At 72.1% G+C, this 12,040-nt stretch carries 14 protein-coding genes and 1 pseudogene; 8 read left to right on the top strand and 7 right to left on the bottom strand.

Features of this window, described 5'->3' with window-relative positions:
* Position 1: 1 nt before the first annotated feature.
* Positions 2-415, bottom strand: coding sequence for a (R)-mandelonitrile lyase (locus OG542_RS14030; protein WP_328411086.1), 414 nt, complete (start codon positions 413-415; stop codon positions 2-4).
* 41 nt (positions 416-456) lie between these two features.
* The gene (locus OG542_RS14025) at positions 457-777 is read right to left on the bottom strand and encodes a carboxymuconolactone decarboxylase family protein (RefSeq protein WP_328411084.1); all 321 of its coding nucleotides are present in this window, start codon (positions 775-777) and stop codon (positions 457-459) included.
* Between the two features lie 151 nt (positions 778-928).
* On the opposite strand from OG542_RS14025, the gene OG542_RS14020 reads away from it, so the two are divergent.
* Positions 929-1,828, top strand: coding sequence for a helix-turn-helix transcriptional regulator (locus tag OG542_RS14020; RefSeq protein ID WP_328411082.1), 900 nt, complete (start codon positions 929-931; stop codon positions 1,826-1,828).
* Between the two features lie 30 nt (positions 1,829-1,858).
* Here OG542_RS14020 and arsM read toward each other — a convergent pair whose 3' ends face one another.
* From arsM to OG542_RS13995, 5 genes and pseudogenes are all read right to left on the bottom strand, one after another.
* Positions 1,859-2,608, bottom strand: a complete 750-nt coding sequence (gene arsM / locus OG542_RS14015; protein ID WP_328411080.1) for an arsenite methyltransferase — start codon at positions 2,606-2,608, stop codon at positions 1,859-1,861.
* Between the two features lie 188 nt (positions 2,609-2,796).
* Positions 2,797-4,377, bottom strand: a complete 1,581-nt coding sequence (locus tag OG542_RS14010) for a S8 family peptidase (RefSeq protein ID WP_328411078.1) — start codon at positions 4,375-4,377, stop codon at positions 2,797-2,799.
* A 182-nt stretch (positions 4,378-4,559) separates the two neighbouring features.
* A pseudogene (locus OG542_RS14005) lies at positions 4,560-4,938 on the bottom strand (short-chain dehydrogenase/reductase); the annotation flags it as partial.
* A 139-nt stretch (positions 4,939-5,077) separates the two neighbouring features.
* Positions 5,078-5,302, bottom strand: a complete 225-nt coding sequence (locus OG542_RS14000) for a DUF2283 domain-containing protein (protein ID WP_311127565.1) — start codon at positions 5,300-5,302, stop codon at positions 5,078-5,080.
* A 22-nt stretch (positions 5,303-5,324) separates the two neighbouring features.
* The gene (locus OG542_RS13995) at positions 5,325-6,281 is read right to left on the bottom strand and encodes a DUF4258 domain-containing protein (RefSeq protein WP_328411076.1); all 957 of its coding nucleotides are present in this window, start codon (positions 6,279-6,281) and stop codon (positions 5,325-5,327) included.
* A gap of 271 nt (positions 6,282-6,552) precedes the next feature.
* Here OG542_RS13995 and OG542_RS13990 point away from each other — a divergent pair, with 271 nt between their 5' ends.
* The 7 genes from OG542_RS13990 (at position 6,553) to OG542_RS13960 (ending at position 11,848) form a co-directional block, all read left to right on the top strand.
* Entirely contained in the window at positions 6,553-7,227 is a 675-nt protein-coding gene (locus OG542_RS13990) for a response regulator transcription factor (RefSeq protein ID WP_311127567.1), read from the top strand.
* Between the two features lie 8 nt (positions 7,228-7,235).
* Entirely contained in the window at positions 7,236-8,453 is a 1,218-nt protein-coding gene (locus OG542_RS13985) for a sensor histidine kinase (protein WP_328411073.1), read from the top strand.
* Positions 8,454-8,766: 313 nt separating this feature from the next.
* Positions 8,767-9,330 (top strand): hypothetical protein, encoded by a 564-nt coding sequence (locus OG542_RS13980; RefSeq protein WP_328411071.1) that lies wholly within the window; start codon positions 8,767-8,769, stop codon positions 9,328-9,330.
* Positions 9,331-9,477: 147 nt separating this feature from the next.
* The gene (locus tag OG542_RS13975; protein WP_328411069.1) at positions 9,478-10,230 is read left to right on the top strand and encodes a GntR family transcriptional regulator; all 753 of its coding nucleotides are present in this window, start codon (positions 9,478-9,480) and stop codon (positions 10,228-10,230) included.
* A gap of 341 nt (positions 10,231-10,571) precedes the next feature.
* On the top strand, positions 10,572-10,757 hold the full coding sequence (locus OG542_RS13970) for an SPOR domain-containing protein (RefSeq protein ID WP_184590840.1): 186 nt from the start codon (positions 10,572-10,574) through the stop codon (positions 10,755-10,757).
* A gap of 70 nt (positions 10,758-10,827) precedes the next feature.
* Entirely contained in the window at positions 10,828-11,280 is a 453-nt protein-coding gene (locus tag OG542_RS13965) for a (deoxy)nucleoside triphosphate pyrophosphohydrolase (protein WP_328411067.1), read from the top strand.
* Positions 11,281-11,416: 136 nt separating this feature from the next.
* Positions 11,417-11,848 (top strand): ATP-binding protein, encoded by a 432-nt coding sequence (locus OG542_RS13960; RefSeq protein ID WP_328411065.1) that lies wholly within the window; start codon positions 11,417-11,419, stop codon positions 11,846-11,848.
* Positions 11,849-12,040: the final 192 nt, after the last annotated feature.

Raw genomic sequence — 12,040 nt, 5'->3', positions numbered from 1 at the left:
GTCAGTCGGTGACGGCGGCCAGGGCCGCCACATACTGCTCGTCCGTCACCGGCTCCAGCCAGGTCGTGCCGTCGCCGGTGGCGTCACCGACGACCAGGGCGATGTGGGCCAGGAGGTTGGTGTCGGTGGCGCCGTGCCAGTGTTCTTCGTTCGGAGGGCACTTGACGGTTTCGCCGGCGCTGACGCGGATGACGTTGCCGTCTCGGGTGCCGACCAGGCCGACGCCGTCGGTGATGTGCAGGACCTGGCCCAGGGCGTGGGAGTGCCAGTTGGTGCGGGCGCCGGGGGTGAAGCGCACCAGGGCGGCGGCCAGGCGGGCCGGTTCCGCGGGGGTCTCGATCATGTTGAGGTGGACGTCGCCGGTGAAGCGCTCGGCCGGGGCCTTGAGGGTGAGGGTGTCGGTGATGTGTTCCACGGGTTCGTTCCTGTCGTAGGGGCGTCGTGCCGTGAGGCCGGTCAGGCGTCTCGCTCGTCGGTGATCTGCTTGAGCCGGGTGATCGCGGTCATGGCGTTGGGCCAGCCGGCGTAGAAGGCCAGGTGCGTGATCGCCTCGGACAACTCCTCTGTGGTCAGACCGTTGTCCAGGGCCACACCGAGGTGGTAGCCGAGCTGCTCGGCGCGGTACAGGGCGGCCAGCACGCTCACGGTCACCAGGCTGCGGTCGCGGGGGGACAGCCCGGGGCGTTCCCAGATGTCACCGAACAGGACCTCGTCGGTGACCTCGACGAGCTTCGGCGCGATCCCGGCCAGTTCCTGGGGTGCGGACTGCTTCGGCATGAGAATTGCTCCTCGATCGAGACGGACTGTGCGGGCCAGAACCGCTTCCGGTATCGAGGAAAACGCAGCCCGGTGTGGTGGAGAAGGGACTGCCGTTACAGGTACTGACAGGGCCCCCCACCCGTGGCACGCCCGGCCTAGCCTGGAAGGCGTGAGTACCGAGAGCGACGTCCGCGAGTTCCTGGCATCCCGCCGCGCCAAGATCACGCCGCAGCAGGCGGGGCTGCCCGCCTACGGCGGCAATCGGCGGGTGCCGGGCCTGCGTCGCGAAGAGGTCGCGTTGCTCGCCGGCGTCAGCATCGACTACTACGTCCGCCTCGAACGCGGTCACCTCGCCGGTGCCTCCGAGGAGGTCCTCGACGCCGTCGCGAACGCTCTCCAGCTCGACGACGCCGAACGCGCCCATCTGTTCGACCTGGCCCGCGCCGCCGCCAAGCGCCCCGCCCGCCGCCCCGGACGCGCCCGCGGCCCCCTGCCGGACAGTGTCCTGCGCGTCCTGCGGTCGATGACCGACTCCCCGGCCTTCATCCGCAACGGCCGCCTGGACATCCTCGCGACCAACCACCTCGGCCGGGCCCTGTACTCCCCGCTGTTCCCCGACCGCACCGCCCGGACGGTCAACATCGCCCGGTTCCAGTTCCTCGACCCCCGAGGCCGCGACTTCTTTCCCGACTGGGAGGAGTCCTTGAACACCACGGTGTCCCTGCTGCGGACCGAGGCCGGACGCGCCCCTCACGACACCGGGCTGACCGGCCTGATCGGCGAACTCGTCACCCGCAGCGAGGAGTTCCGCACCGCCTGGGCCAGGCACAACGTGCGCCTGCACCACACCGGCCGCAAGTCCTTCCGCCACCCCGAGGTCGGTGCCCTCACCCTCGAATTCGACGCCATGGAACTGCCCGCCCAGCCCGGCCTGACCCTCACCGCCTACAGCGCCGCACCCGGCTCCGCCGACCACGACACCCTCCGGCTGCTCGCCGCGTGGGCCGCCACGGAGGAGGCCCCGTCCACCGGTGATCCCGCTGCCGCCCCAGAGCGGCGGCAGGGCTGAGCGTGCGGGACCGCGCGCGGCACCGGCCTGTCAGCGCGGCTTGGTCGCGCGGACGATCGCCGAGTGCATGCCGTCGGCCACCGCGTGGGTCGTGGTGATCTCCACGTCGGTGAAACCGGCGGCCTCCAGGCCCTGCCGGTACTCGGCGAAGGACAGCGCGCCGGCGACGCAGCCGGCGTAGTCACCGCGCTCGGCACGCTGAGCGGGGGCGAGGGCGTCGTCGGCGATGACATCGAAGACGCCGATCCGGCCGCCGGGCTTCAGTACGCGGAACGTCTCGGCGAACACGGCCGGCTTGTCGGTGGACAGGTTGATCACGCAGTTGGAGATGACCACGTCGATGGTGTTCGCGGGCAGCGGGACGGCCTCGATGGTGCCCTTGAGGAACTCGACGTTCGTCGCGCCCGCCTTCACGGCGTTGGCCAGGGCGAGTTCGAGCATCTCGTCGGTCATGTCCAGTCCGTACGCCTTGCCGGTGGGGCCGACGCGGCGGGCGGAGAGCAGGACGTCGATGCCGCCGCCGGAGCCGAGGTCGAGCACGCGCTCGCCGGTACGGAGTTCGGCGACGGCGGTGGGGTTGCCGCAGCCGAGGGAGGCGGCGACCGCTGCGGCGGGCAGGGCCTCGCGCTCGTCGGCGGCGTAGAGGGTGGAGCCGAAGGTCGCGTCGACCTCGACCGGCTCGGGGCCGCAGCAGGCGGTACCGCCCGCGGTGGCCCGCACGGCTGCCTCGGCGTACCGGCGGCGGACCGTTTCGCGCAGGTCGGTGGAGTGTTCGCTCATGACGGTCGCCTCCGAACAGGCTGCATTGGCGTTCGTTGATGCAACCCTGCGCCTTGAATCGAAAAACGTCAACATAGAGACATGTCGATGCAAGGGCTCGGGGCGGGGCGTCGACGCCGTCCGGGGGGTGACGCCGTGAGGACGAGCCTCGTCCTCACGGCGGGCCGGGCCTGTCTGGGAATCCAGGTTCAGAACTGAAGCGCCCAGGCGTCGATCCGCCCGGTGTCCAGGCGGGCGTTGTCGCTCACCCGGAGGGTCCACGTGCCGTTGGCGGCCTCGGCCGAGGCGTTCACGGAGTACGTGGTGTCGATGTTGTCCGCACTGCCGCCGGTGCCGTACCCCTTGAGCGTGTACGCCGTGCCGTCGGGGGCGATCAGCTGGACCTGGAGGTCGCCGATGTACGTGTGGACGATGTGGACCTCGACGGCCAGGGCCGAGGGCGCGTTCCCCGGGACGCCGGAGACGGTCACCGGAGACTCGGCGGTGGCGTTGTCGGCGATGGCCTGGTCGGCGGTGTTCTCGAAGCGCGGGCCGGGCGGGGTGGTCGTACCGCCGCCGACGTTCAGGAGCCGGTTGGGCGAGCCGCTGCCGGGGCTGGTGACGACGCCGGTGGTGGCGGCGGCCGTCAGCGCGGCGGAGACCTGCGCGGGGGTGGCCGTGGGGTTGCCGGCCAGGTGGAGGGCGGCGGCTCCGGCGACGTGCGGGCTCGCCATCGACGTACCGGAGATGGTGTTGGTCGCGGAGTCGCTGGAGTTCCACGCCGAGGTGATGGACGAGCCGGGGGCGAACAGGTCGAGAACCGTCCCGTAGTTGGAGTAGCTCGCCTTCGCGTCGCTCGACGTCGTGGCGCCGACGGTGACGGCCTCGGTGACGCGGGCCGGGGACCGGGTGGAGGCGTTGGTCGACTCGTTGCCGGCCGCGACCACGAAGGTGACGCCGGAGGTGACGGCGTTGCGTACGGCGGTGTCGATGGCCGTGTCGGCGGGGCCGCCGAGGGACATGTTGGCGACGGCCGGCCTGACCGCGTTCCGCGCGACCCAGTCGATGCCCGCGACGACCTGGGCGGTGGTGCCCTGGCCGGAGTTGTTCAGCACCCGGACGCCGACGACCTTGGCCTGCTTGGCGACGCCGTAGGCGCTTCCGGCGACGGTACCGGCGACGTGCGTACCGTGACCGTGGCCGTCCTGGGCCGTGTTGTCGTTGTCGACGGCGTCGTAGCCGTAGGAGGCACGCCCGCCGAAGTCGCCGTGGGTGATGCGGACGCCGGTGTCGATGACGTACGCCGTGACGCCCTGGCCGGCCGAGTCCGGGTAGGTGTAGGAGCTGTTCAGCGGCAGGTTCTTCTGGTCGATGCGGTCCAGGCCCCAGGAGGGCGGGCTGGGCTGCGTCCCGGTGATGCCGTAGGTCCTGTTCTGCACGACGGAGGCGATGGCCGGGTCGGCGGCGAGACGTTTCGCCTCGGACTCGGACGCCTCGACGGCATAGCCGTTCAGGGCCTTGGTGTACGTCCGCTCGATGTCGGCGCCGTACTTGTGCGCGAGGGCGCGGCCCTCGGCGGAACCGGCCTTCGCGGTCTTCAGGGTGACGATGTAGCTGTCGGCGACGGCGTTCGCGGCGCCCTCGTACTGGACGCGTCCTTCGGCGGCGACCGGGGCCGCGCCGGCGGGGAGGGCGGAGACGAGGCTCGCGACGAGCGCCGCGGTGGCCGTCGCGCCGAGCGCGGCCAGTCTTCGCCGGGTGGATCCGTGGGGAGTACGCATCACTGCCATCTGAGGGGTCCTCCTCGATCGGTGGTGCGCTGTGGGGTGTGGTGCACGCCCGTCGAAGCCACCCTGGAGTCATGGTCATGTCAACCCGAGGACGACTCCTGTGCGTCAGCCGAAAGATTGAGGCCTCCACAGGAAATGCACAAGGGCCCTGCACGCATGTACAGGGCCCTCGTGATGCGCCGTCAGTCGTCGAACGCGGTGTTCCGGGTGCGCTTCTCCCACGCCACGACCTCGTCCCGCACCTGGCCGGGATGGCCGAGGACCGCGCTGACGCCGTCGTCGCCGAGGGCAGGCGCAGCGGGGCCGGGTCGGCCTCCAGGGCGGCCAGGACGAGGGCGGCGGCCTTGGCCGGGTCGCCGGGCTGGGTGCCGTCACCGCCGGCGACGGCCCCACGGGTCTCGCTGACCTTGCCGTACACCCCGGTGTCCGCACCGGCGCCGGCCCGCCCGGTCTCGAACAGACTGGTGCGGAAGGAGCCCGGCTCACGATCAGCACCCTGATGCCGAAGTCCGCGACCTCGTCCGCGAGTCCCTCGGACATGCCCTCCAGGGCGAACTTCGTCGGAGGGCGTAGCACCGGCCCTCACCGTCCGCGACGGCCTCCCGGACCGTCAGCCGGGCTGGTAGCGCGGCCGGTCAGCCCGGCCGGTCAGCCCGGCCGGTCAGCCCGGCCGGTCAGCCCGGCCCGTCAGCCCGGAACGTCAGCCCCCCGAGGGGGCCTGCTCCAGCACTTCGGCCGGCAGGGCACCGCCGGCCCCGATGACCTCGATGCCGAGCAGCCGCCCCGACGCGTCCACGTCGAGGAACACCTCGGCGTCCGCCCCGACCCCGGCGACGGGGATCTGCCGGACGGCGGCGCCGTCGGCGATGTGCGCGACGAGCGACACATAGGCGGTGTCGTTCTCGCGGTCGTACTCGATGTGCATGCTTCGCCTCTCGGGAACGGGCTCAGTTACGGCCGACGGACACGACGTTCCCGGCCTTGTTGACGACGACCCAGATCTTGCCGGTGGTGTACTTCCACGTGCCGGGCGACTTGCCCTTGGTCTTCTTGCCGGTCTTCACCGTACGCGCGACCATCTCCTGGCTGATGCCGCGCTGGGCCATGCGCTGGGCGGCGTGCCGGGAGATGCTCTTGACGCCCTGGGTGAGCAGCAGCCGCCCGGCGACGATCGCGATCGGGATGAACCACGCCGGGTCCGCCACCACCGGGAAGGCCGTGCCCGGCCCGGGCCGCACGGTCTGGATCAGGGCGCCGTCCTCGACGCGGTACTCGGTGGGCACGGCCTCGCCGCGCGCGTCCTTCGCCCAGGGCGCGTCGAACGTACCGAGGTACTCCTCGCCGCGGCTGACCAGGATGGAGCCGTCCTCGAGGACCTCGGTGACCGCGTCCGCGGGCAGGCCGAGCGGGAAGCGGTACTCGGTCGGGGCGTCCGCGTCCTTGAGCGTGACGAGGGTGCGCACACCGTCGCGGTTGGGCTGAACGGCCAGGTCGATGTCCTCGCCCGCGCCGGGGTAGACGACGGTGCCGTTGGCGCCGGAGGCGGCCTGGGAGTCGGCGCTGCCGGGCAGAGTGAGGCGCAGCACATCGGCGCCGTAGGCGAACTCCACGGCTCCGTCGGCGGTGGCGGGCGCGGTGATGCGGGCCGCGGACGTCTCGGTGGTCACCTCCGCGCGGGTGGCGCCGCCGCCGAGCGGCGTGCCGGGAACGAGGTCGGAGGTCCCCGTGACGCGCTCGACCGTCTCGGCCGCTTGTGCGGCCAGGGACGACCGGGACTCGGCGTTACCGGTCTCCGCGTGCGCGCCCGCGGCGGTCAGCAGCACCGCTCCGGCGGTGCAGCCCGCCACCAGGATGCGGGCGTGGAGGCGTCGGCGTCGGGCGGGGCGGTCCTGGGTGTGGTGCATGTGCGTCCTTGCTGAAGGCCCGTTCGACGGGCGGGTGGTGATCGGCGACCTGACGGATCGTGGCAGCGGGGCACCCACCGGGGACATCCGTCCGAGGACGGGAACCGACCCCCGCCGACCGGCGGGGGTCGGGCCGGCCGCCGTGTGTCAGGTGGCACACGGCGCCGGTGCAACGCCTCGTGGGGGAGGACCGTCGTAACGAGCGGTGACCGCGCCGCGCGCGGGCCGTGGGGCGGTAGGCGCGCCGGCCGGGGGGCCGGCGGAGCGACGGGTGGGGGAAGCGGAAGTGATACGGGTCGCGGTGGTGGACGACGAGCCTCTGGTGCGTGCCGGGCTGCGGGTGATCCTCGGTTCGGCGGAGGACATCACCGTGGTCGCCGACTGCGGGGGAGCGAGCGCTGTGGAGGCCGTGCGGAGCGGGCGGGTCGACGTCCTGCTGCTCGACATCCGGATGCCGGTCCTGGACGGCCCGTCCGTGCTGCGCCAGGTCGTCGGCCTGCCGAAGGCCCCGGCGGTGGCGATGCTGACCACCTTCGACGCCCGTGAGCACGTGGACGAGGTGTTGCGGCTGGGAGCGGCCGGGTTCCTGATGAAGAACACCGCTCCGGAGCAACTGATCGAAGCGGTGAGGGCGTTGGCCGCCGGTCGCAGGGTGCTGGCGCCCGAGGCGGTGGGGCAGGTGATCGACGGGTACCTGCTGGCCGGCCGTGACGAGGAGGCCCTACGCCAGGTGCGGGCACTCACCGGCCGGGAGCGCGAGGTGCTCGCGCTCGTGGGAGCGGGGCTCAGCAACCGTGCCATCGCGGGCCGGTTGCACCTGGCGCACGGCACGGTCAAGGACCATGTGAGCGCGGTGCTGGCGAAACTGGGCGGTCTCAACCGGGTGCAGGCGGCCGTGGTCGCCGACCGGGCGGACCTGGTCGAGGCCGGGGCGGGGCGGGGGTGAGGGGGCCGATGCCGTCCGGGGCGCCTTCGAGTGGTGTTCCCGGCGGGCCGCCGGCCGTCGGTGCCGGCACCGTACGACGGGTCGCTTCCCGGGCCCTCCCGGTGCTGGTCGCCCTCCTCGACGGTTTGGTGGTCAACGGCCTGACCGCCGGTCACGGGACGTGGCTGGCACTCGTCGCCGCCGGCGCGCTGCTGCTGCGGCAACGGGCCCCCGAGGTGGCCGTGCTCGCCGCGCTGCCGGGGCTGTACCTCGGGCACATCGCCTTCGCCCCGCTGATCGCGCTGTACTGCGTCGCCGTCCGGCGCGGTCGTCTCCTCGCCGCCGTGACGGGCGCGGCAGCGGTCGCGGTGGCGTGGTTCCTGCCCCACCCGGCGTCCGGCGTCTCCTCTCTCGTGCTCGACCGGGAGACCGCGCTGCTGGCCCTGGACTGCTGCGGACTGGCGGCGGGCGTCGTCGTACTCGGCCGCTCGGTACGGTCACGGCAGGAGCGCCTGCGGGAGGCGACGGCCCGGCGTGCCTGGGAGAACCAGGTCCTGACCGAGCGGGTGCTGGCCACCGAACGCAACCGGCTGGCCCGGGAGATGCACGACGTGGTCGCTCACAAGGTGAGCCTGATCAGTCTGCAGGCCGGCGCGCTGCAGGTGGGCCGGCCCGGGGACGCGGACGTACGGACGACGGCCCGGTCGATCCACGAACTGTCCGCGCAGACCCTCACCGAACTGCGGCATCTGGTGGGGGTGTTGCGCACGGCGGGAGGCACGGACACGCAGGCCGTCCCCCGGGCCGGACTGGCCGACATCACGGACCTGGTCCGCGACAGCGGCCTCCCGGTGGACCTCGACGTGCCGACTCCTCCGGCCGCGGTGCCCGAAGCGGTCGAACGCGCGGCGTACCGCACGGTCCAGGAGGCCCTGACCAACATCCGCAAGCACGCTCCGGGCGCCCGTGCGCGCATACGCGTCCACTTCGCGGCCGGCCTGCACATCGAGGTGCACAACTCGCCCCCCGCCCGGATCACGCCCCACCCGGCTCTCCCCGGGGGCGGCCACGGCCTGGTGGGCCTGCGAGAACGCGCGCACCTCTTGTCCGGCGAATTCCACGCCGGCCCGACCCCGGACGGCGGCTTCACCGTACGGGCGGTGTTTCCCATGGGGTGGGCGACGTCCGACGGCCCGGAGAGGCCTGGGCCGCTGACAGGATCAGCACAGACGGCCCCGGCGACCTGAACCGACCCGCCGTCGGTGGGTGAAGCCCTCAGCCCTGGATGCCGCCGTCACACCCGCCGCGCCCGCCTACGATGCGCGCAGCCGTACGACAGACCCCCGCCCACCGCCGCAGCCAGGAGCACCGCATCCGTGTCGATACCCCCGCCCCCTGGGAACCCGCAGCCCCAGGACCCGTACGGCCGGCCTCCTGCCAAGGCGGGCACGACGGTGAGGTGTTCGGGGTCGTCACTCTGCCGGGCGGTTCCTTCCCGGCGACGGCCAGGTCACCGACATCGCCGGCGAGAGGTGCTACGCGCTCCAGGACCGGTACGCCATGGACTCCTGGGCGATGCCGGCCGACGTCGACGTGTACTACCTCATGCCCTCCCGGGAGAGCTGGCGCTATGGCGACCGCGCGATCATCTGCGTCTTCGGCAGCACCGACGCCAAGGCCGGGCTGACCGGGTCCCTGCGCGGCGACCCCACCACGCTCGACACCGACCAGGTCGTCTTCCTGTCCACGGCCAACGTCGTCGACGCGGCGCTGTACGAGGAGCCGGAAGAGTCCCCGGAGGACGACCTCGCCGGATCCCGGGCCTGGGCCGCACAGGTGCACGACGTGCTCGGCGAACAGATCGAGGCCCTGCGGGGCCACTCCTGGCCGTCGGCCGCCCGTAAGCCCGTCGCCGACCTGGTCGAGGAGATGGAGGACGCCCGCGAGCAGTGGTCGAGGGCGAGCGAGGCCGGTGACGTGGACACCTACTTCACGCACTACGAGAAGGCGTACGCGTACGTCGACGGCCCGGCGACCGTCACCGCGCGCAAGGCCCTCGGGCTGGCCACCACCCCGCCGTCGTTCGACGACAGTGAGAGCGGGAACTCCGAAGCCGAGGTGTGACGGCGGCTATAGCGGGGAGAAAGTGCCTGCGTAAAGCCCCCAGGGCCACCATGTCATCACATCGAGTGATTCTCTGGCCTTTACTTGCACCGCACAACCTAGGGTTGCCACGCTGTTGCTGTCTGTACAACCTGATGGGAGCGGCCAGTGACATTCGGTGAGCAGCCGGCGTACCTGCGCGTCGCGGGTGATCTCCGCCAGAAGATCGTCGACGGTCAGCTGGCACCGCACACCCGGCTCCCCTCCCAGGCCAGAATCCGCCAGGAGTACGGCGTCTCGGACACCGTCGCCCTGGAGGCCCGCAAGGTGCTCATGGCGGAGGGGCTGGTCGAGGGCCGCTCCGGCTCGGGGACGTACGTGCGCGAGCGGCCCGTACCCCGGCGCGTCTCCCGCTCCGGATACCGCCCGCCCGGCGGGGCGACGCCGTTCCGCCAGGAGCAGGCCGACGGGGAGGGGCGCGGCACCTGGGAGTCGAGCAGCGAGCAGTCCGAGGCGAGCGTCGCGGTCGCCGAGCGGCTGGACATCGAGCCGGGCGACCGGGTGATGTGCACGAAGTACCTCTTCCGTGAGGGCGGCGAGGCGATGATGCTCTCCACCTCCTGGGAGCCGCTCGCCGTGACGGGCCGTACGCCCGTGATGCTGCCGGAGGAGGGGCCGCTCGGCGGCATGGGCGTCGTCGAGCGCATGCGCGCGATCGAGGTGATCGTGGACAACGTCGCCGAGGAGGTCGGCGCCCGTCCGGGCCTCGCCGAGGAACTGCTCCTCCTGGGCGGCGTCCCCGGTCATGTGGTCGTGGTCGTCCAGCGCACGTTCTACGCCTCCGGCCGCCCGGTCGAGACGGCCGACGTGGTCATTCCGGCCGATCGGTACCGGGTCGCCTACCACCTTCCGGTCAAGTAGCGAACGCTCACATCCGTCCCGGGGCGCGCTCCCTGCGCGCCCCGCTCACACGATCACCGAGGCGGCCGTCGTCGAACGGGGCGGTCCGTATTCCCTGGCCGGTCGTCGTCTTCGCAGGTCGACAGTGGTGTCCGCGGCATGCCTCCGGCTGGATGCATCGAGGTACTCAGACGGCGCGTTCGTCGGCGCGCGCCCCCTGCGTTCTGGCTGGTTGCGTACCTCTTTGTGAAAACCCGTGTTCGCTCCGTAAAGGTTAGGCGTAGGCTCGGGCATATGCGCATTGCGGTTTCCTTAGCGGGTGGGGTGCGGCACAGGCCGCGGGTGGGAAGTGGAGGGGCGCGATGAACGACAGCACGATCACTCTTCCCTGGCTCGTGATACGAGAAGACGACAACGGCAACCGCTACCGGGTGGGCCGGTACGCGACCCGGTCCGAGGCCCAGAAGATCGCGGACAGCCTCGACGGCCGCGGTCACAAACAGCTGTACTGGGTCGAGCGGCTGGGGCAGAACGGGGCGGGCGCGTGACGCGCGACTGAGCCACCCGGTGCCTTGCGCCCGGAGCCGGCGTCCGGTCGTGCTCCCGTAGGCTCCCCGCATGAGTGAGCGGATCGTCGTCGTAGGTGCCGCGCTGGTCGACGACGGGCGGTTGTTGGCGGCCCGGCGCAGCGCGCCCGTCGAGCTGGCCGGGCGCTGGGAGTTGCCCGGGGGCAAGGTCGAGCCGGGGGAGACGGCCGACGCGGCGCTCGTGCGTGAACTGCGCGAGGAACTCGGCGTGGACGCCGAGGCCGGCGGCCGCGTCCCGGGGGAGTGGTCCCTGAAGTCGCCCTACGTCCTGCAGGTGTGGACCGCACGGCTGCGCCCCGGCTCCGCCGCCCCCGAGCCCCTCGAGGACCACGACGAACTGCGCTGGCTCGGCCCGGGCGAGATCTGGGACGTGAACTGGCTCGACCAGGACGTCCCGGCCGTACGGCAGACCCTCGCGCACCTCGGAGTCGCGGAGGGCCTCACCTCTTCCGGTCCAGGCGCGGAGGAAGTGCCCGGCGCCTGAGGCCTTCCAGGGGCGTGCGATGTCGGGCGGTTGCCGTTCGGGCGCCCCATAAGCCTTTATCGCCACTGTGCGCCGCCCTGTGCGGTACTCCGCCCCGGATATCGGGTATGTGCCCATTAACCCCATGAAATCGGACATGGGCGGGCCTCCTGTCTGGGGAGTGATCGGCGTGATCGACGCCGAGGGTGACTGCGCCGAGTGGACCTTTCCCGCCGAACCGGGCGCCGTGCGCACCGCCCGCCAGGTCGTCCGCGGCCAACTCCGCGGCTGGAACCTCGACAGCCTGGCCGACCTCGCGGCGTTGCTGGTCAGCGAGTTGGTCACCAACGCCCTGCGGCATGCCACGGGCCCCATCGGTGTCCGCCTGGTCCGCCCGTCAGATCTGGACGGCGTCCTGCGGGTCGAGGTCTCCGACCCGCTCCCGGACCCGCCCCGCGAGCGCGCCGCCCGTCCCGAGGACGAGAGCGGCCGCGGACTGCAACTGGTGGCCTCCTCCTGCCGCCGCTGGGGCACCCGGCCCGGGGCCGCGGGCAAGACGGTGTGGTTCGAACTCGCCGTGCCGGGGTGAAAAATCGGTGTACGTACGCCCTGTCACCGTCGAGTGATTGGTTCAGGCCAGTGGCGGTTGTCGAGGGACGTGATTCGACGACGTGTCCCCTGGTTAGAAGACTGGAAGTGTTGTCACGGTCCGGACCGAAAACCATCGGGACCGTGCTGTGATCGTGAACACCGTGTTGTGCGGCACCGTAGTGCTGGATAC

The organism is Streptomyces violaceus, from assembly GCF_036014075.1.
GTDB classification, from domain to species: Bacteria; Actinomycetota; Actinomycetes; order Streptomycetales; family Streptomycetaceae; genus Streptomyces; species Streptomyces violaceus.
The sequence above is the reverse complement of the archived record's forward strand: the minus strand, read 5'-3'. Positions and strand labels throughout refer to the sequence as shown.